This is a genomic window from Mameliella sp. AT18 (assembly GCF_028807275.1).
Taxonomy (GTDB): Bacteria; Pseudomonadota; Alphaproteobacteria; order Rhodobacterales; family Rhodobacteraceae; genus Antarctobacter; species Antarctobacter albus.
Genome location: NZ_JARAMO010000202.1, coordinates 1 through 18,783 on the forward strand (window position 1 = coordinate 1; position 18,783 = coordinate 18,783).

Annotated in this window: 17 protein-coding genes; 4 read left to right on the forward strand and 13 right to left on the reverse strand. The window is 62.4% G+C overall.

What is annotated here, in order from left to right; translation table 11 throughout:
* Nucleotides 1-169: 169 nt before the first annotated feature.
* From PVW46_RS17815 to mutM, 10 genes are all read right to left on the reverse strand, one after another.
* Nucleotides 170-1,183 (reverse strand): ABC transporter substrate-binding protein, encoded by a 1,014-nt coding sequence (locus tag PVW46_RS17815; protein ID WP_198544026.1) that lies wholly within the window; start codon nt 1,181-1,183, stop codon nt 170-172.
* Between the two features lie 242 nt (nt 1,184-1,425).
* On the reverse strand, nt 1,426-3,843 hold the full coding sequence (gene gyrB, locus PVW46_RS17820; RefSeq protein WP_069211200.1) for a DNA topoisomerase (ATP-hydrolyzing) subunit B: 2,418 nt from the start codon (nt 3,841-3,843) through the stop codon (nt 1,426-1,428).
* 84 nt (nt 3,844-3,927) lie between these two features.
* A complete protein-coding gene (locus tag PVW46_RS17825; protein WP_069211199.1) occupies nt 3,928-4,737 on the reverse strand; it encodes a nucleotidyltransferase domain-containing protein in 810 nt (269 codons plus the stop codon).
* Between the two features lie 48 nt (nt 4,738-4,785).
* Nucleotides 4,786-5,307 carry a GNAT family N-acetyltransferase gene (locus PVW46_RS17830; protein WP_274576969.1) on the reverse strand — a complete coding sequence of 174 codons (522 nt, stop codon included), beginning with the start codon at nt 5,305-5,307 and terminating at the stop codon, nt 4,786-4,788.
* Nucleotides 5,300-6,403 carry a DNA replication/repair protein RecF gene (recF, locus tag PVW46_RS17835; protein ID WP_069211197.1) on the reverse strand — a complete coding sequence of 368 codons (1,104 nt, stop codon included), beginning with the start codon at nt 6,401-6,403 and terminating at the stop codon, nt 5,300-5,302. Before recF ends, PVW46_RS17830 begins: the two co-directional genes overlap by 8 nt.
* 37 nt (nt 6,404-6,440) lie before the next feature.
* Complete coding sequence (gene dnaN, locus PVW46_RS17840; RefSeq protein ID WP_043142965.1) at nt 6,441-7,559, reverse strand: DNA polymerase III subunit beta; 1,119 nt, start codon at nt 7,557-7,559, stop codon at nt 6,441-6,443.
* A 153-nt stretch (nt 7,560-7,712) separates the two neighbouring features.
* The gene (gene dnaA, locus PVW46_RS17845; RefSeq protein ID WP_069211196.1) at nt 7,713-9,089 is read right to left on the reverse strand and encodes a chromosomal replication initiator protein DnaA; all 1,377 of its coding nucleotides are present in this window, start codon (nt 9,087-9,089) and stop codon (nt 7,713-7,715) included.
* Between the two features lie 483 nt (nt 9,090-9,572).
* On the reverse strand, nt 9,573-9,836 hold the full coding sequence (rpsT, locus tag PVW46_RS17850) for a 30S ribosomal protein S20 (RefSeq protein ID WP_043143140.1): 264 nt from the start codon (nt 9,834-9,836) through the stop codon (nt 9,573-9,575).
* 207 nt (nt 9,837-10,043) lie between these two features.
* The gene (locus PVW46_RS17855; RefSeq protein ID WP_043142961.1) at nt 10,044-10,820 is read right to left on the reverse strand and encodes an enoyl-CoA hydratase; all 777 of its coding nucleotides are present in this window, start codon (nt 10,818-10,820) and stop codon (nt 10,044-10,046) included.
* A 64-nt stretch (nt 10,821-10,884) separates the two neighbouring features.
* The gene (gene mutM / locus PVW46_RS17860; protein WP_069211195.1) at nt 10,885-11,736 is read right to left on the reverse strand and encodes a bifunctional DNA-formamidopyrimidine glycosylase/DNA-(apurinic or apyrimidinic site) lyase; all 852 of its coding nucleotides are present in this window, start codon (nt 11,734-11,736) and stop codon (nt 10,885-10,887) included.
* Between the two features lie 76 nt (nt 11,737-11,812).
* Between mutM and ubiE the strand changes: the two genes are divergently transcribed.
* Nucleotides 11,813-12,565: a bifunctional demethylmenaquinone methyltransferase/2-methoxy-6-polyprenyl-1,4-benzoquinol methylase UbiE gene (ubiE, locus tag PVW46_RS17865; RefSeq protein WP_043142956.1), complete on the forward strand. Its 753-nt coding sequence runs from the start codon at nt 11,813-11,815 to the stop codon at nt 12,563-12,565.
* Between the two features lies 1 nt (nt 12,566).
* Nucleotides 12,567-14,099, forward strand: coding sequence for a 2-polyprenylphenol 6-hydroxylase (gene ubiB / locus PVW46_RS17870; protein ID WP_069211194.1), 1,533 nt, complete (start codon nt 12,567-12,569; stop codon nt 14,097-14,099).
* Nucleotides 14,100-14,209: 110 nt separating this feature from the next.
* On the opposite strand, the gene PVW46_RS17875 is transcribed toward ubiB, so the two are convergent.
* The 3 genes from PVW46_RS17875 to PVW46_RS17885 form a co-directional block, all read right to left on the reverse strand.
* On the reverse strand, nt 14,210-14,395 hold the full coding sequence (locus PVW46_RS17875) for a hypothetical protein (RefSeq protein WP_043142951.1): 186 nt from the start codon (nt 14,393-14,395) through the stop codon (nt 14,210-14,212).
* A 406-nt stretch (nt 14,396-14,801) separates the two neighbouring features.
* Nucleotides 14,802-15,476, reverse strand: a complete 675-nt coding sequence (locus tag PVW46_RS17880) for a flagellar hook capping FlgD N-terminal domain-containing protein (RefSeq protein ID WP_069211193.1) — start codon at nt 15,474-15,476, stop codon at nt 14,802-14,804.
* An 8-nt stretch (nt 15,477-15,484) separates the two neighbouring features.
* Nucleotides 15,485-17,833, reverse strand: a complete 2,349-nt coding sequence (locus tag PVW46_RS17885; RefSeq protein WP_083242475.1) for a flagellar hook-length control protein FliK — start codon at nt 17,831-17,833, stop codon at nt 15,485-15,487.
* A gap of 111 nt (nt 17,834-17,944) precedes the next feature.
* Between PVW46_RS17885 and PVW46_RS17890 the strand changes: the two genes are divergently transcribed.
* Both PVW46_RS17890 and PVW46_RS17895 read left to right on the forward strand, forming a co-directional pair.
* On the forward strand, nt 17,945-18,214 hold the full coding sequence (locus PVW46_RS17890) for a rod-binding protein (protein ID WP_069211287.1): 270 nt from the start codon (nt 17,945-17,947) through the stop codon (nt 18,212-18,214).
* Nucleotides 18,207-18,554 (forward strand): flagellar protein FlgN, encoded by a 348-nt coding sequence (locus PVW46_RS17895; protein WP_043142942.1) that lies wholly within the window; start codon nt 18,207-18,209, stop codon nt 18,552-18,554. Before PVW46_RS17890 ends, PVW46_RS17895 begins: the two co-directional genes overlap by 8 nt.
* The last annotated feature ends 229 nt before the right edge of the window (nt 18,555-18,783 follow it).

The window sequence follows — 18,783 nt, forward strand, 5'->3', positions numbered from 1 at the left end:
AGCGTGGTCTTGCCGCAACCGGACGGCCCGAGGAGCGAGACGAATTCGCCCCGTTCCATTGTCAGGTCGGCATCCTTGATGGCGGTGACGGCGCTGGGGCCGTCACCGAACACCTTGGTCAGACCGGAAACATTGATTTCCATCCTGTCCTGTCTCGCGTCAAAGGGCATCACCCGATAGCCTTGTCGAGCGCCGCGTTCGTGTAAAGCGACTTGGGATCGGGGTTGCCTTCGATCATTCCGGCAGAGCCGAGAAGGTTGACGGCGTTTTCCCAGACCTCGGGGATGTTGCGCAGGAGGTTTTCTTCACCCTTGGCGACCCAGTTCTGGGCGTTGGTGGCCAGGTCCAGCTTGGCGACCTCGACATCGTCGAGACCGCGAACGCTGTGCGCGTCGCCGATGGCCTTGAGGATCGGTTCAAGATCGTCGGACTGCGCGATTTCCAGTGCGGCGCGATGGGTCCCTTTCAGGAATGCTGCGTATTTGTCCACGTTCGCCTCGACGTCGTCGGGGCGGCCGACGTAGACCTGCCCGGGCATACCGTCATCCATCGGGATTGCCACCACATTGTCGCGCGCCGCCTTGGCCTTGATCATCGACGAGGTGTTGCCGATGAATGCACCGGCACGGCCCGCCTCGATCAGAGCGAAAGATGCCGCGGTGTCCGCAACCTTCACCTTTTCGACGGTATCCGGCGAGGCGCCGCCGCTGAGCATGAGCAGATCCAGCGTGCCTTCCATCGAACCGCCCAGCGAGGCCATACCCACCGTACGGCCCGGAAGATCGGTCACGGCATTAACGGGGTTTTCCGACGACGAGATCAGGAAGAAGGGCGATAGCTGGGCGATGGTCGCGATCGAGATCAGCGGCGCGCCGTTGTTGACCCGCGACAGGATGTAGTTCGTGCCGCCGGTCCGGCCGGAATCCATCTGGTCCGCCAGCACCATCTGGGCGGCCATGGCCGCGCCTTTGCCCGCCTGGATCTGCATGTCCAGTCCTTCGTCGGCATAATACCCGGCCGCGTCACCGTAGAGCACAGAGGCGAAGGACAAGGAAAAGCTGAAGGGCGTGATAAACCGGAACGTCCGGTCCTGAGCCGCCGCCGGTCCTCCGGCCGACAGATAGGCCATGCCGGCTGCGGATGCCCCCAGGAATGTGCGGCGGTTGAACTGTGAACGGGTCATTTCGTGGCTCTCCTGTGCGGATCCGTGTTGTGATCCCGGCCACGTTAAAGATGCACGGTTGCCCCACAATTAGCTGTTTTATAGGCAAAACCGGTTGCTACAAGGCTTTACAAAGCCAATAATCATAGGGTTCGTCGTCTCGTGGATGGTCCAGTTTGAACAAAATGTTCATTTTTGGTCGTTTATGGGTTTGAGCATTGCTCCGGACCAGGGTGATTCCCCGGTCCGGAGCCAAGGAAACCTCAGAAATCGAGGTTCTCGACCGTCAGAGCGTTTTGCTGAATGAACTCTCGGCGCGGCTCCACGACATCACCCATCAGTTTGGTGAACAGGTCGTCCGCCTCGGCCATGTCGTCGATCGTGACCTGCAACAGCGTCCGTGCATCCGGATCCAGCGTGGTTTCCCACAACTGATCAGGGTTCATTTCCCCCAGACCCTTGTAACGCTGCAGGGTCAGGCCCTTTTCGCCCTCGTCAAGGATGGCCTTGAGCAGGTCGAGCGGTCCGTGGATCAACTGGCGGCGATCCTTGCGTTCCAGCGTGGACGGTGTGCCATAGATGTGCTGGAGGCTCTCGGTAAAGCTGCCGGTCTTGCGCGCCTCGCCAGAGCGCAGCATCGGGCCGTCCAGCGTGCGGACCTCCTCGACACCGCGTAGGATACGGGCCAGGCGAATGCCCTTGTCCTGGGTGATCCGACCGTTCCAGCCACGTTCGTATTCCAGCGCGATCAGGTCCAGCCGGGCAGCGACCTTGTCGGCCACGCCTTGCAGGTCGGCATCCACGGCGCCCGGGACAAAGGCGCCTGCGATGGCGGCCTGTTCCAGGATATGGCGCGGGTAATGGGTGGGAAAGGCATCCAGCACGCGCTTCAGCTGGCGTGCTTCCTCGACCACGCGGACAAGGTCCTGGCCCACGATCACCTCGCCCGAACTGAGGTTCAGCTGGGCATTCTCGATCCCCTGCTGGATCAGGTAGTCGTCCAGCGCGGTCTGGTCCTTGAGATAGACCTCGGACTTGCCGCGCGCGACCTTGTACAGGGGCGGCTGCGCGATGTAGAGGTATCCGCCCTCGATAAGCTCCGGCATCTGCCGGTAGAAGAAGGTCAGCAACAGCGTCCGGATATGCGCGCCATCGACGTCGGCGTCGGTCATGATGATGATCTTGTGGTAGCGCAGCTTCGAGACGTCGAACTCATCCCGCCCGATCCCGGTGCCCAAGGCCATCACGAGGTTGCCGATCTCCTGGCTGCCCAGCATCCGGTCGAAGCGCGCGCGTTCCACGTTCAGGATCTTGCCGCGCAGGGGCAGGATGGCCTGGTTGCGCCGGTCGCGCCCGGTCTGTGCCGATCCACCGGCTGAATCCCCCTCAACCAGGAACAGTTCGGTCTTGGAGGCATCCTTTTCGGAACAGTCCTTCAGCTTGGCCGCGTTGAAGCTAACGTCCATCGCGGTCTTGCGCCGGGTCAACTCTCGGGCCTTGCGCGCCGCCTCTCGGGCCAGCGCGGCCTCGATGATCTTGCCGACGATCTGCTTGGCCTGCTGCGGGTTCTCTTCGAACCATTCGGCCAGTTTCTCGTTCATCAGCCCCTCGACCGCCGGGCGCACTTCGGAGCTGACCAGCTTGTCCTTGGTTTGCGAGCTGAACTTGGGATCCGGCACCTTGACCGACAGCACCGCGGTCAGCCCTTCGCGGGCGTCGTCGCCGGTGAAATTCACCTTCTCGCGCTTCGCGATGCCCGACTCCTGGGCGTATTTCTGGATTGTGCGGGTCAGCGCGCCACGGAACCCGGCCAGGTGCGTGCCGCCGTCCCGTTGCGGGATGTTGTTGGTGAAGGGTAGCACCGTCTCGTGGTAGCTGTCGTTCCACCACATCGCGACCTCGACCCCGATGCCGTCCTTTTCACCTTCCATGTAGACCGGCTCTGTCATCACGGCCTGCTTGGACCGGTCGAGATACTTGACGAACTCGCGCACGCCACCCTCGTAGTGCAGCTCGGTCTTGATCGGTTCGGCGGGGCGCTCATCTTCCAGGATGATACGCACGCCGGAGTTCAGGAAAGCCAGTTCGCGCAGGCGCTTTTCCAGGGTCTCGAAACTGTAATCGAGGTTGGAAAACGTGTCGGTAGAGGCCAGGAAGCGGACCTCGGTCCCGGTCTCGCCCTCGGCATCGCCGACGACGCGCAGGTGTTCGCTGGTCTCGCCGTGCTCGAACTTGGCAAAATGCTCCTTGCCGTTGCGCCAGATGCGCAGCTCCAGCCAGACGGACAACGCGTTGACGACCGAAACGCCGACGCCGTGCAGACCGCCCGACACCTTGTAGGAGTTCTGGTCGAACTTCCCGCCGGCGTGCAGCTGGGTCATGATGACCTCGGCCGCCGAAACCCCCTCTTCCGAGTGGATGTCGACGGGAATCCCGCGCCCGTTGTCCCGCACCGACACGCTGCTGTCGGCATGGATTTTCACATGGACATAGTCGGCATGTTTGGCCAGCGCCTCGTCGATGCCGTTGTCCACCACCTCGTAGACCATGTGGTGCAGGCCCGAGCCGTCATCGGTGTCACCGATATACATGCCGGGGCGTTTGCGCACCGCCTCCAAGCCTTTGAGAACCTTAATGGAATCGGCGCCGTACTCACTCGGCGCCGCGGGCTGGTCGGACATCGCCTGATCCTTTGTTATTTTGGCCCAAGTTATAGAGGTTTAGCGGGGGATTGTCACGCGACGGACACAATATTTGGTAATCCCCTAAAGGGGGAATCGTGACAGCGTCAGATCCCGGTGCAGCGCGTCTGCCGTCGAGTGCAGCGGGCGTTTTTCAGCGCTACTCGCGGAGGCCAGCCATTGCTCCGCCATGCCGGTTTCCGCGGCGATCAGATCGGTCAGGCGCGGGTCCGGATCGTGGGAGGTGGCGCTTTCGGGCGCGGCCATCTTCTCGACGATCAGATCATCTATTGCGGCCTCGGTCTCGCGGTCCAGATCACAGCCCGCACGGAGGCGCGCCATGTCCATCGGCGGCATGGGTTTCCCGGTCAGCCGCATCCAGCGCAGGGCCAGGGCCGGGCGCAGAATGTAGAAGAATCGCTTGAGCCGCGGCCGTCCGTCCGGGCCGATCAAGCGCGCCTCCTGTTGCCGCAAGAGCGACAGGTAGTGCCAACTGACCGATTTCCGGTCCAGGGCCTGGGCCGCGAAATCCGACAGGCGCTGCACGGCCTCATCATCCGCCCCGTAGACCACCGGGGATTGCAACCATTCGGCAATGACCGCGTTGGACCCCAGCGCCAGCGTCAGCGCCTTGGACAGCTCCCAACCCGAGATGTCCAGCTCATCGTCGATGGGCCGTTCGATCACGTCGCGTTTCTTGCCCAGTTTCAGGTGCCAGTCGATCGGGCGCGCATAGATGAACCGTACGTCGTAATCGCTGTCGGGCGAATGAAAGCCCCAGGCGCGCGACCCGCTTTCCACCGCAAGCAGGATGTGCACCGCCTCTTCGCGGGCGATCTCGTCCAGCTTGGCTCGGATCAGGGCCTTCATCTTGGCATCGACCGGGTCGATCATGGGGGTCTCCGGCAGGGGTATCCCGCAACTTCTACAGGATTTCGACCGTCAGAACAGCGGTCCCAGCAGGTCGAGCTCTGCGCGATCGGACCAAAGCGCGCCGGTCAGCGGAAGAACGCGCAGAAATCGGCTTTGGACCCGGGCGACATCGCCGGTCCGGGCGCCGGTCATGTCGATGCGGATGTACGTGTTCGCGGCAAGACGGAACCCGGCCCGGTCATAAAGCCTGCGTTCCCCGAAGAGCAGCGCGAATTGGGCGTTGCTGTCCTTGCCGATGGCGAGGACGCGGTCCAGCAGGGAGGTTGCAATGCCCCGTCCGCGCGCCTCCGGGGCCGTTGCGACATCCCCCAATCCGATGACGTCGATCAGCTGCCCATCGACGCGTATGGCTCGGTAGAACAGGGCGACATGGCCCAGGATCATGCCATCGCGCCAGACGACCCGCAGGTGAGGCCGCTGCTGAAAAAAGCTGCGTCCGCCAAAATCCGTCGGGAAAGAGGCGCGGAGCAACGCGGCGATCTGCGCCTCGTCCTCTCCGGTCAGCGCATGTTCCGCGGTAACCTCAATCACGGCGCCGCACCAGGCTTTCACCCCTCTCATCCGTGACCTCGAAATGCTGCGCGCGGTCACCCAGCTCGGCAAAGAGTTCCGGCCCGGTGCCGGTCATCCAGGCCTGTGCGCCCAGCCCGCAGATTTCGTCATAAAGCGCGGCGCGACGGGCCGCGTCCAGATGCGCCGCGACCTCGTCCAGCAAAAGGATCGGCGCGGCTCCGAAATCCTGCGCCAGAGCCCGTGCATTGGACAGGATCAGCGAGATCAACAGGGCCTTTTGCTCACCGGTGGAACATTCCGACGCGGGCACGCCCTTGGCCGCAAACACACCGTAAAGGTCACTGCGATGGGGGCCGACCAGAGCGCGCCCCGCAGACATGTCGCGGAACCGGCTTTCGGCCAGGGCATCGCGCAAGTCGGCCTCTGTCTGCGGCAGGCTGCCCTCGGATTGCACCAACTCCAGGTCGGCGGCGGGAAAGGCGGTCTCTGCCTCGGCCTGGGCCGCCTGCAACCGGGCCAGGGCCTCTTGCCGGTTGGACGTCAGCAAAGCCCCTGCGCGGGCCATCTGGGATTCGAGCGCAATGTACCAGTGCGGATCGCGCACCTCTTCCTTGAGCAGGCGGTTGCGTTCGCGCATGGCCTTTTCATAGTCCAGAGACGCCTGCGCATGATCGGGATAGAAAGACAGCGTAAGCCGGTCGAGAAACCGCCGCCGCCCCTCGGCCCCCTCGATCCAAAGCCGGTCCATCGCCGGGATCAGCCAGACGGTGCGGGCGATCCGGCCCAACGCGATCTGGCTGGCGGACTTGTCGTTGATCGTGACCTGCCGCGCGCCGCCGTTTTCCGAGGTAAAGGTAATCTCGTGCTGGCCTTCCGGGCCGGTCAACTGCCCGGAAATCTTCCACCCCAGGCTTTCGGGTCGCCGCGCCATTTCCGCCGCCGAAGCCCGGCGCATCCCGCGCCCGGGAGAGAACAGCGAAACCGCCTCGATCAGGTTGGTCTTTCCCGCGCCGTTCGGGCCAAAGATCACCACCGGACGCGGATCCACCGCCACCCGCGCCATGCGGTGCGAGCGGAAATGCGACAGGGTCAGCTGGGTCAGGGCGAGCGGCATGAGACGAGACGATTTTTCGGCGAAAAATCGTCTCTCGTCAGACCCGCATCGGCATGACGACGTAAACCGCGCTTTCGTCGCCGCCTTCGCGCATCAGGGTCGGGTCGCCGGAGGAGTTGAAAAGGAACACGGCATTCTCGCGGTCCACCTGGCTGGCGATTTCCAGCAGGTACTTGGCGTTGAACCCGATTTCCAGCCGCTCATCACCATAGGACACGGCCAGTTCTTCCTCGGCCGCACCGCTGTCGGGCGCATTCACGGAAAGGATCAGCCGATCCTCGTCCAGCTGCATCTTGACCGCGCGCGAACGTTCCGAAGACACGGTGGCCACACGATCCACGGCCTTGGCGAACTCGGTCGCGTCCACCTCCAGCTGGCGGGTGTTGCCGCTGGGAATCACCCGGGTGTAATCCGGGAAGGTGCCGTCGATCACCTTGGACGTCAGGGTGATGTCGGGCGTCGCGAACCGGACCTTGGTTTCCGAAACCGACACGGCGATGTCCATGTCGTCCTGGTCCAGCAGCTTGCGCAGCTCGCCCACGGTCTTGCGCGGGACGATGACGCCCGGCATCTCTTCGGCACCAGAGGGCAGCGGCGCGTCGATCCGGGCCAGGCGGTGGCCATCGGTCGCGACACAGCGCAGCGATTTGCCGTCCGCCGTGTCCGCGACATGCATGTAGACACCGTTCAGATAATAGCGGGTTTCTTCGGTCGAAATGGCAAATTTCGACTTGTCGAAGAGACGACGCAGCACCTCGGCCTTGGCCGAAAAATTGCAGTCGTATTCCGAGGTCGCCATGACCGGGAAATCTTCCTTGGGCAGGGTTGCCAGCGAGAAATGCGACCGTCCCGCAGAGACCGACAGGCGGCCCGAACCCGGGTCGGCAGCCAGTGTCACAAGCGCCCCATCGGGCAGTTTGCGGACGATTTCGTGCAGCGTCACGGCGGAAACCGTGGTGCCCCCGGCCTTTTCGACCTGCGCCACGGCACGGTCCAGCACTTCGATGTCCAGATCGGTGGCGCGGAAGGTGACGTTTTCGCCCTCGGCCTCGATCAGGACGTTGGCCAGGATCGGGATCGTGTTGCGCCGCTCCACGACCGATTGCGCTTGCGCGACCGCGCGCAAGAGCGCCGCCCGTTCCATGCTGAATTTCATCGCCCTACCCTCTCCGCAACGCCCGGGGGCGCAGCCTAGCCTGCGCCGGCCCGCACTCCAAGTCGGTTTTCACGATTTGTCTTGCGCTTTTGCCTAGGCGTCAAGGCGTTGCGGCGCACCAGTTCCGGCGCGCCGCATTTTTTCCACAGCCTGTCAGGCTTCGAGCGCCCGGCGCAGCATCTCGACGTCCTCGTCGATCTGTCCATCCTGCAGGCGCAGCTCTTCGATCCGCTTGACGCCATGCATCACCGTGGTGTGGTCGCGCCCACCGAACCGGCGGCCGATTTCCGGCAGCGACCGCGAGGTCAGCTGCTTGCAGAGATACATGGCCACCTGCCGCGGACGGGCAAAGTTGCGCACCCGTTTGGGGCCGATCATGTCGCTGAGGCGAATGTTGTAATGCTCGGCCACCTTGCGCTGGATCTCGTCGATCGAAATCTTGCGTTCGGAGGCCCGCAGCACATCAGCCAGGCTGTCCTGCACAAGGTCCATGTTGATCGGCTTGCCGACAAGGCTGGCAAAGGCGAACAGGCGGGTCAGGGCACCTTCGAGCACGCGGACGTTGGTGCTGATCCGGTGGGCGAGGAATTCGAGAACGCCATCGTCGATCACCAGGTCCGGGTGCATGGCGCGATAACCTTCGACCTTGCTTTGCAGGATACCAAGGCGCAGTTCGTAGTCCGTCGGATGCAGATCCACGACAAGGCCGGACTGCAGGCGCGAGCGAATGCGGTTTTCCAGGTCCTTGATCTCATCCGGGGCACGGTCGGCCGAGATGATGATCTGCTTGTTCTGGTCCACCAGCGCATTGAAGGTGTGAAAGAACTCTTCCTGGGTCGAATCCTTGCCGGCGATGAACTGAACGTCGTCAACCATCAGCACGTCGACCGAGCGGAACATCTCCTTGAAGTCCATCATCTTGCGTTCGCGCAGGGCCTGCACGAAGCGGTACATGAACTGTTCCGCCGAAAGATATAGAACGGCCAGGTGCGGATTGCGCTGGGTCAGCTCATGCGCAATCGCGTGCATGAGGTGCGTCTTACCAAGGCCGACACCACCATATAGGAACAGCGGGTTGAAGGTGACCGGGCCGCCTTCGGACACGCGCTTGGCCGCGGCATGGGCCAGCTCGTTCGGCTTGCCGACAACAAAGGTGTCAAAGGTGAAACGCGCATCCAGAGGCGCGCCGGGCAGATGCCCACGGGCCGCGGGCTGAGGCGCGGCAGCCGGCTCGGCATTGGCGGGCGCCTGTTGCGCAACGGCACGCGTCTCGGTCTCGGTCATCGCCGAGGCCACCTTGATGTCCAGACGACGCACGCGGGGCGACACCGACATGATGTGCTCCAACAGCTGGTCGCCGTAATTCTGCGTGACATAGGTGCTGAAGAAATTGGTGGGCGCCTGCAGCGTCACCGTTCCTTCGGGGGTCGACCCCGCGAAACGCAGCGGTACGATCCATGTCTTATGATTGTTTTGCCCGATAGCCTTGCAGATCTGGTCCTGCAAGACCCCCCATTGCTCTTCGGTCATCTGCCGTTTTGTCCTCGTTCCTCGATCCCCACACCGAACGCCTGTCGGCGGCGGGCTTGCTTGCAGGAGGAACAGCGAAACCGTCCCTTGCGCAGACGCAAAGGTGAGGGAGTGACCCCTGGTTTCGGTCGCAAAAACGCCCCGGCAGTCCCGTTCGGCGCGCTGTGCAGCGACCCGCAATGTCTATTCCTTGGACACGGCCGGGGATTTTCCCCGATCGTTTGACAGAAGCGACCCAACGCCCTGACAAACAGGTTTGCACACACCCCAATCGGCGCAGTGCAACCGGCAGCCTTGTCCCCCCTGCGAGTCGTGCTCGCCTGCTGAAATTAGCAATCTTCGTGAAGAACCGGCAACCGAAACTACAGCTTGACTCGGTCTTTCGCCGAAAAGAATCCCGTGTGTGATCAAATGGTTATAGACGCAAAAAGGACGCCACATATAGTGGCGTCCTTTCATTGGCATACCAGATGGTGATTGGGCTCAGCCCAGTGCCTTGACCCGCGATGCGAGGCGCGAAATCTTCCGCGAGGCAGTGTTCTTGTGGAAAACACCCTTGGTCACACCGCGCATCAGCTCGGGCTGGGCGGCTTTCAGGGCGGCGGTTGCGGCGTCGCGATCACCCGATGCGATGGCCTCTTCGACCTTGCGCAGATAGGTGCGGATGCGCGAGCGACGCGCCTTGTTCACGGCGAAGCGTTTTTCGTTCTGACGGGCGCGTTTCTTGGCCTGGGGCGTGTTTGCCATGTGATCGATCCTGCTGTTGTCGTCTGCCGACGATGATGTGTTCAAGAATTGCGCAACGCCGACGAACGGCATCCCGTGCCGAACCGATTCTTGCCAAAGCGGGCATCACGCGCATGTATGACGGGCGCCTATACAAGAGCGCCCATCATCGGGCAAGGTCTTTCTTCCCGGCTGCCCGTTTCCCGGGGGAATCGGGCAGCGCGCGACTCAGCGGTCGCGGAACTGCGCGGTACGCTTTTCAGCGAAGGCGGCCATGCCCTCGGACTGGTCGTCAGTCGCGAACAGCGCGTGAAAGAGGCGACGTTCGAAGAGCAGGCCTTCGGAGAGTGTCGTCTCGTAGGCCCGGTTCACCGATTCCTTGCAGGCGATGGCAGAGATCATCGACTTTTCGGCGATTTTCTCGGCCGCGCTGCGAGTCTCTTCCATCAGCTGCTTGGCGGGGACAACCCGGCTGACCAGCCCGGCGCGCTCTGCCTCTTCGGCATCCATGAAGCGCCCGGTCAGGTTCATGTCCATCGCCTTGGACTTCCCGATAAAGCGCGTCAGGCGCTGGGTACCGCCCAGGCCGGGCATGACGCCCAGGTTGATTTCGGGCTGGCCGAACTTGGCATTGTCGGCGGCAATGATGAAATCACACATCATGGCCAGCTCGCAGCCACCGCCCAGGGCATAGCCCGCAACGGCCGCGATGATCGGCTTGCGGGTCGAAGTGATCGCGTTGCCCTCGCGGCCGAAGAAGTCCGACAGGAACATCTCGACGTAGCTTTTCTCCGACATCTCCTTGATGTCGGCACCGGCGGCAAAGGCCTTGGCCGAGCCGGTGATGATGATGCAGCGCACCTTGTCGTTCTTGTCCGCCTCGGCCAGCGCCTCGGACAACTCTCCCAGCAGGTGAGAGTTGAGCGCATTCATGGCATCGGGGCGGTTCAGTTTGATGGTGGCGACGTGGTCTTCTATTTCGACGATGATCGTCTCATAGGCCATGTGTTTGGGCTCCGTCCGGTTCCGTCAAGGGCCAAGCCTTAGCATTTCATTCACATGGTTCAAGTTATCTTTGACAGCTTGCACAATAGAAGGACGACCGCCCCGACTGCACGATCCGGCGCACCGTATCGGCGCAGCCCTCGCTGCGGCAGGGCGCACCCTCACGCCCGTAAACATCGAAACTGTGCTGGAAATATCCAAGTTCTCCATCAGCTTGGCGAAAATCCCGCAGGGACGACCCACCTGCGGCGATGGCATCCTGCAGCACCTCGCGGATGATCGGAACCAGCGCTCCTAGCCGCGCTTCGGAGATCCGGTTGACCTTGCGTGCCGGGTGGATGCGGGCCCGGTAGAGAGCCTCGCAAACGTAAATATTGCCCAATCCGGCGATGATTTTCTGATCGAGCAGGGCCGATTTGATCGGCGTCCTGCGCCCCTTCAGCATCCCCGTCAGGTAGGATTCGCTGAACCCGTTGCCCAGCGGTTCGGGGCCGAGGCTGACCAGCAACGGGTGCCGCTCTGCCTCTGCGGTGTCCATCAGGTCCATCGCCCCGAAGCGGCGTGGATCGTTGAAGGTGACACGCGCGCCCTGTCCCATGTCCAACACGACGTGATCGTGTTTCTCGGGCGCCGGGTGGTCATGCACAAATGTACCCAGCGGATCGCCCGAAACCAGCATCCGCCCCGACATGCCCAGGTGAATCAGCAACGTCTCACCGCTCGACAAGTCCGCGAGGATGTATTTTGACCGGCGTCGCAAGCGTTCGACCCGGGTGCCGGTCAGCCGGTCCGCCATGTTCTCGGGGAAGGGCCAGCGCAGATCGGGGCGGTTGACGCGAGCCTGTGCGATCACCTGCCCCTCCATGACCGGGGCCAGCCCGCGACGGACTGTCTCGACTTCGGGCAATTCGGGCATCGGGCATGGTCCTTCGCGTTGTATCGCCCCGGCGGCGCCCTATAAGAAAGCAATGCAATCGAGGACGGCAAGGGCCATGAGCGAAGAGACCGGAAAAACGACGCATTTCGGATATGCCGAGGTGCCCGAAAGCGAGAAGGCCGGACGGGTCCAGGGGGTCTTCAGCTCTGTTGCCTCCAAGTATGACGTGATGAACGACGCCATGTCCTTTGGCATCCACCGGATCTGGAAAGATGCGATGATGGATTGGCTGGCTCCGCGTCCGGGCCAACGTCTGCTGGACGTGGCCGGCGGGACCGGGGACATCTCCTTTCGGTTCCTGAAACGCGCCGGCAGCGGACATGCCACGGTGCTGGATCTGACCGAACCCATGCTGGTCGAGGGCCGCAAGCGGGCCGAGGCCGAGGCGATGGTCGATTCGCTCGACTGGGTGGTGGGCGACGCGATGGCCCTGCCCTTTTCCGACAACACATTCGACGTCTACACGATCTCTTTCGGCATCCGGAACGTGACCCGCCCGCAAGAGGCCCTGAACGAGGCTTTCCGCGTGCTGAAGCCCGGCGGACGGCTGATGGTGCTGGAATTTTCCCAGATTCCCAACGACCTGATGCAATGGGCCTATGACTTGTACTCGTTCAACATCATCCCGCGCATGGGCCAAATGATCGCGCAGGATCGCGACAGCTATCAGTACCTGGTGGAATCGATCCGCCGCTTTCCCGACCAGGATACCTTTCTCGACATGGTCAAGGCTGCGGGATTCGAGAATGCCAAGTACCGCAACCTGACGATGGGTGTCGCTTGTCTGCACTCCGGCTGGAAAATCTGAGGTGCGCGGCCCCCACAACATTTGGCGCCTGATCCGCACCGGCGCCACCCTGGAACGCACCGGCGCGATGCGGGCCGTTCTTGACGCGCTGGAGGCCCCCGCGCCGCTGCGCGTGGCCGCCCGCGTTCTTGGGCGGCCTTTCCGCTGGCTGGGCGACGAGGGCGATCCGACGATGCCCCCGGTGGTCCGCGCGCTGACCGCGCTGGGTCCCGCCTACATCAAGTTCGGCCAGATCCTGTCGACCCGGCCCGACGTGGTCGGCGACGAGATGGCACAAGAGCTGCGCGTTCTTCAGGACAAGCTGCCCCCCTTCCCCGTCGAGGCCGCCAAGACGCAGGTCGAAGCAGAGCTGGGTCTGCCGGTCGACGAAATTTTCTCTGCCTTCAGCGAACCCGTCGCCGCCGCCTCGATCGCGCAGGTGCACAAGGCGACGCTGGCAGACACTGGCGAAACCGTGGCCGTCAAGGTGCTGCGGCCGGGGATCGAACGCGCCTTTCGCAAGGACATCGACGCCTTCTACTTTGCCGCCAACATGATCGAGTTGCTCTCGCCCGCCTCGCGGCGCCTGCGGCCGACGGACGTGATCGCCCATTTCGAGGGCGTGGTCATGGGCGAGCTGGACCTGCGCCTGGAATCCGCGGCGGCCAGCGAGTTCGAGGCCAATACAAAGGATGACGAGGGCTTTGCCCTGCCCGAGGTCAAATGGGCCTGGTCCGGACGCCGTGTGATGACGATGGGCTGGGTCGAGGGCGTGGCACTGGGCGACAACGACGCGCTGGACGCCGCCGGACACAACCGGGTGAACCTGTCGGAACGAGTGTTGCAGCTGTTCCTGAACCACGCCTTGCGCGACGGGTTCTTTCACGCCGACATGCATCAGGGGAATCTCAAGGTCGCGGCGAACGGGGACATCATTGCCTATGACTTCGGCATCATGGGGCATATCGATGAATATACACGCCGGGTTTACGCCGAGATCCTCTTCGGCTTTATCCAGCGCGATTACCTGCGCGTTGCCGAGGTCCATTTCGAGGCCGGCTATGTCCCCGCGGATCGCGACGTGGATGAATTCGCCCGCGCCCTGCGCGCGGTCGGAGAGCCGATCTTCGGGATGGACGCGACGCGCATCTCGATGGGCAAGCTGCTGGCCTACCTGTTTGAGGTGACAGAGCGGTTCGGAATGGAAACCCGAACCGAGTTGATCCTCCTGCAGCGGACGATGGTGGTGGTCGAGGGTGTGGCGCGCTCGCTCGACCCGCGCATGAACATCTGGAAGGTCGCGCAGCCGGTTGTCGAGGCCTACATCAAGAAGTCGATCGGCCCGCGGGCCGCGGCCAAGGATCTGTGGAAAACTGCCTTGGTCATGGCCCGCTTCGGCCCAAGGTTGCCTACACTGGTAGAGGCCGCCCTTATCCGGCAATCACAGCCCGAAGCCACCCCGGCACGAAATCCCTGGCCCTCACGCCTTGGCTGGACCGGGATCGGCGTCCTGATCGGCGCTGCAGCGGTTCTGAGCTGGACGTTGCTCGGCTGACTTTGGCTACCGGTTGGGCGTGGACCGACGCCGCATCGACCAGAAAGACCCGGAAAAGAAAAACGGCGGCCCAAAGGCCGCCGTTTTCCATGAAACTCTGTCCGACGAAATCAGTCGGTGCCCGAAGCCGAAGCAATGGCGATGATAGCTGCAATGCCGCCGATCACGACGAGCGGCATAACATCGTCGCCAGCCGAGGAAACGAACGGGTCTTGGGTGTTTTCCTGAGCGGCCACCGGGGCGGCTGCTGCAGCTGCGATCGCTGCAGATGCAGCAATGATCGAAAGCTTTTTCATGTTTCTCTCCAAATCTGTACAGGCTTGGACGCGTCGCGCCCGACACGAGTGAACGTACACACAAACCGTTTCGCGTTCAAATGACAAATAACCGACGAACCTGAAATCATTGCTGCACTTGCGTAAATGCGCGTCAAATCAGCAACAACAGCCTGAAGCGGCCTCGTTGCGACTGGTTTGAGCTTAACCTCATCTTTCCATCAACGCCACAATTTTCTGATTTTTTTCAGGTGGTTGGTTTTGTCGTACAGTCAGCATAGTCGGCGACTTCCCGGATCGGCGATGATTCGCCAGATGTTGCCGTAAAGACCGCCCAATTCACATGCAGACGGCCGAGAACTGTCTTGGCCCGTCGCAGTGCAACAGTCTTCCATGCGGCGCTGAACCGACGCCATCAGGGCGTCTGTCAATTCATCGGCGCGCGCAATCCGTCGATCTGCCCGGGGTCAAGTTCTGTACCATCCGCCATGCGAAGAACAAGCGTTTCACCATCCTGCCTCACCTCAGCCACCCGGCTGTAGGCCTGGGCCACGATGGTATCGAGCTTGGCCTCGTCCTTGTAGCTTTCCACCTCGAACTTGTAGATGCCCGCCGGCAGGGCCGCGCCGGTGTCGTCGGTCCCGGTCCAGTAGACCTCGTCCTGCGACAGGTCGAGGTCGAACCTCTGGATGGCATCGCCATTTCCATCCCTGACCACCAGCGTCGCCGCATCCGCGTCCTCCGCGAACTCGGGTCGGACCGCGATCGGTGTTCCGGTAAACAGGACTGGCGCTCGGACCAGGGCCTCCATCCCGATCCAGCTGCTGAGTTCCTGCAGGGCATTCCCGGTCAGCGAGGCGCTGACCTCCCGCAACAGGTCATTTGTGAGAACCTGTTGTTCTACCGAGGAAAACGTCGCAAGCTGAGTCGCATAATCCGTCGAGTCCACGGGGTTCAGAGGGTCCTGGTTCTGGACCTGGACGGTCAGCATCTTGAGAAAGGTGTCAAAGTCCGAGCTGAGGACACCCTTGTCATCCATCCCCTTGGCAGAGGACGACGGGGCGCTGCTGTAGAGCGGCGGTGGCGATGAGATTTCTGTCATGGTCTGTCCTAGAATCTGAGGTCAAGTCCGTCCGAAGCAGGTTCGGTTTTGGGTGGCGCATTGGCCGCCGTGTCGTCCCGCGGCATCGTTTCGGCGTGATCATTGTGCGCGGTTGGCTCTTCACCATCCTCTCCACCTTCGCCAAAACTGAACGAGGCACTTTCGTACCCGGCATCGGCCAAGTCGCGCGCAAGCTGGTCGATATGACGCCGCATGAGATCAAGCGTTTCGGGGCGGTCGGCGGTGATATGCACCGTCATGCCATTGTCGGACGGCACCATCTGCATGCGCACCTGTCCAAGTTCCTCGGGTGAAAGCCGGATCTCTACCGAGCCCTCACCCAGGCGTGCCATGCCATCCGACACCTGCCGAAGAATCGACGCAGTATCCGTTCTGTGCATGACCTGCGGCATCGTTGCCGTCTGGACCGGTGCAGACTGGCCCCCGGGTGCCGCGCCCGCGGGCTGGCTGTCGAGGCGCAAGAGATCTTCGGCGAGATCATCGATGAACGGAGACGTCACGCGCGCCGCCGTGCCCGGCACCGGGAGGCCCGCCAGGGCCGGAGTCGCGCCACCGGGTGCAATCGGGGCGACATTTGCCGATCCTGAAGACCCTCTGCTAGGCGCCACAGTCGTGTTGTCGGCGATGACGCCATCGAGACCCGGCGCCGGATTCGGATCGCCACGTCGAAGACTATGTTTCAAACTTTCGGCGCGTTCTGCCTCCAAGGGTTGTACGACGGGCTCTGCCCCGATGCCGGGCCGTGCCATTACCCTGGCCGTGGCGCCAAGCTCGACACGCGCCGATGGGTCTGACTCCGTCCTTCGCGGCATGGGAGGTACTTCGCCATCCAGGACTCGTTGTGCAGGCCCGATCGCCGGTTCGAAACCCCGCACGCCAGCCGGAACGGGCCCGCCTTCCGCAGCGGCAGAAACCCCTGTTGGCTTGACGCTCGTGCGGAACACGTCGGGGTTCAAATCAAGGTTGCCATGACGACCTTTCAGCGTCGCCAGCGGCACCTGCTTTTCTTCGATCCCCTGCGAATTTCCTGTCTGATCGACCAGCCCCAGTTTGGCAGGGGACTCTGTGCCGGGTTTCGCCGCCAACGCGAGATCGTCAGTGAATCGATGCAACGCATCACGCGGATCACGCCTGTTCATGCCGGATGTCACTTGCACGCCTGCTGGCGCGCGCAGTTCAGTGTCGATCCGATGAATCTGGTCAGACGCAGACCCTTGGGCCAGTTCACTCCGCATAGGAGAAACTGGCTTGTTCCGTGGCTGAACCGCCCCGGCTACTGCGTTCTTGGGAGCCAATGCAGGCGAGCCCAATGAAGCCGGCCCCGTCGGCAGACCTTGTCCGGCGGGCATCACCACCTGTTCCAGACGGGATACCGGCGGCTCGGCCGGTCGGGGCCAGGTGTGCTCTTGGGCCGGCTGCGACAGGCCGAAACGAAAAACCGGTATGTCCGGCAGGCCCGGATCAGTTCCTTCTAAAGGTTTCGCCGGGGTGCCGCTGGTCAGGGGGGCGGGTGATCCGGGGTTGGTACGCAGTCGGTCAACGGCGCCGGCGTGCGTTTCACCATGCGGAATGACTGGTGTGACCGAATAACTTGCGCGGTGATCCCGCCCCCCAGGATCGGCAGTTTTTATCTCTGTATCAATGACTTGAAAGACCTCAGACCGCTCGACAGGTTGCGCCTCAGCGCCAAGCAGGCCACGCATTGGAACAGCGACGGAAGACGTGTTCTCTGCAAACGTAGCCTCAGCCGCAGAAAGATGGTTCTTCGAGTCAATCCCGTTGATCCAGCTATCGGTCTTGCGCCAGTCCCTTGGCGCAAGGGACCCGGGGCCAGTCACCTGATCGGCGTCGCGGTCGACCATGGGCTGGCCGTCGGGATGGTCGCGTTTCGGTCGCGAGTCCTCTAGGCGTTGCAGCCAACCATCCCATTGTTTCGAGGGTTCGGCCGATTGATGATCGGCGAAGGCGGCTCCCTTGGGATCAGTCACCTCATCCGGCTTTTCTCCCGGATCCGGGTCAAACCGTCGGTCCGCAGGATCGATCTCCCTCGGTTCGTCCGAACCGCCGTGCAAAAGATCGAGGTCATCGACCAAATCCGTTCCTTCGTCCGGATCACCGATCGGCGCAGCAATAGCATCCGGATCGTTCAGGGGATCAGCAGGAGCAACCTCGTCCGCATCCGGGAGAGACCCAGGATCTGGCTGATAGCTCTGCGTGTCATCCTCTGACTCGGCGAAAATGCTGGCGAAATCGGCGTCGGGCCGCGCATCCTTGCGGGCCTCCGGAACGGATTTCGTCGGGGCAATGCCCAGCAGGCTAGTCAATTGGCTCAGCATGAGTGCTCCGGGAATTCTTCCACGGGGGCACACTAGGGCGAAGCTCCTTACCACTTCTTTACCGCGATCTGGCCAAATCACGAAGAGCGAGTCGAATTGGAGACAAACCAGATGGAAATTCCCATAACAGCCGCAACCACTGCAACACCGCAGGATCGCGCCCTGCGCGAAGCCGCCAAAGAGCTGGAGGTGAACTTCCTGGCCGAAATGCTGAAATCCGCAAAACTGGGCGAGGCGCCGGAGGCGTTCGGCGGGGGCGCAGGTGAAAACCAGTTCGCCTCTTTCATGCGCCTGGAACAGGCCCGGCAAATGACCGAAGGCGGCGGAATCGGACTGGCCGAATCGCTGTTCCATGCCCTGAAGGAGAGAATCGATGACTGACCAGACGCTGACGAACCGCCTGAAATCCCTGCTCGAGGCCGAGCGGAAGGCCTTGCTTGAAGGTGATTTCGATCGCCTGGCCGAGCTAATGGCTGAAAAACAGGGCCTTGCCGAAGACCTGGAGAATGCGCCGCTACGGGCCGAGGAGGTCGCGCCCATCAAGGACGGGCTGCGCCGCAATCAGGAACTGTTCGACCAGGCCCTGGCCGGGCTGCGCAATGTTGCCGCGCGAATTGGCGATCTCAACCGCGTGCGCAAGGCGACCGATACTTATGATGCCAAGGGGCGTCGCCAGACCATTGATGCACCGGCCTCGAAACGCCTGGAAAGACGTGCCTGAGCATTTGTGACAAATCCGCCGAAACGGCAGCGGAGGGATTAGGGCAACGTTAGGACTCGAAAGGCCAAGTTGGCCGCGCACCAAGACGGGTGGCGCAGGCCGACAAAGGGGTCGGACTGCATACGTCAGAAGGCGTCAGAGATGCCGTTCGCGGCAAATGCAAACCGGCGCAAAAGCGCCTTTTGAAAGCAAGGACAACCTATGTCTAGCATCCTGACGAACAATGGCG

Bases quoted from the DNA above. Each gene is read 5' to 3' on its own strand.
- PVW46_RS17815 (WP_198544026.1), bottom strand. From the start codon at position 1,183: ATGACCCGTTCACAGTTCAACCGCCGCACATTCCTGGGGGCATCCGCA.
- gyrB (WP_069211200.1), bottom strand. From the start codon at position 3,843: ATGTCCGACCAGCCCGCGGCGCCGAGTGAGTACGGCGCCGATTCCATT.
- PVW46_RS17825 (WP_069211199.1), bottom strand. From the start codon at position 4,737: ATGATCGACCCGGTCGATGCCAAGATGAAGGCCCTGATCCGAGCCAAG.
- recF (WP_069211197.1), bottom strand. From the start codon at position 6,403: ATGCCGCTCGCCCTGACCCAGCTGACCCTGTCGCATTTCCGCTCGCAC.
- dnaN (WP_043142965.1), bottom strand. From the start codon at position 7,559: ATGAAATTCAGCATGGAACGGGCGGCGCTCTTGCGCGCGGTCGCGCAA.
- dnaA (WP_069211196.1), bottom strand. From the start codon at position 9,089: ATGACCGAAGAGCAATGGGGGGTCTTGCAGGACCAGATCTGCAAGGCT.
- rpsT (WP_043143140.1), bottom strand. From the start codon at position 9,836: ATGGCAAACACGCCCCAGGCCAAGAAACGCGCCCGTCAGAACGAAAAA.
- PVW46_RS17855 (WP_043142961.1), bottom strand. From the start codon at position 10,820: ATGGCCTATGAGACGATCATCGTCGAAATAGAAGACCACGTCGCCACC.
- mutM (WP_069211195.1), bottom strand. From the start codon at position 11,736: ATGCCCGAATTGCCCGAAGTCGAGACAGTCCGTCGCGGGCTGGCCCCG.
- ubiE (WP_043142956.1), top strand. From the start codon at position 11,813: ATGAGCGAAGAGACCGGAAAAACGACGCATTTCGGATATGCCGAGGTG.
- PVW46_RS17875 (WP_043142951.1), bottom strand. From the start codon at position 14,395: ATGAAAAAGCTTTCGATCATTGCTGCATCTGCAGCGATCGCAGCTGCA.
- PVW46_RS17880 (WP_069211193.1), bottom strand. From the start codon at position 15,476: ATGACAGAAATCTCATCGCCACCGCCGCTCTACAGCAGCGCCCCGTCG.
- PVW46_RS17885 (WP_083242475.1), bottom strand. From the start codon at position 17,833: ATGCTGAGCCAATTGACTAGCCTGCTGGGCATTGCCCCGACGAAATCC.
- PVW46_RS17890 (WP_069211287.1), top strand. From the start codon at position 17,945: ATGGAAATTCCCATAACAGCCGCAACCACTGCAACACCGCAGGATCGC.
- PVW46_RS17895 (WP_043142942.1), top strand. From the start codon at position 18,207: ATGACTGACCAGACGCTGACGAACCGCCTGAAATCCCTGCTCGAGGCC.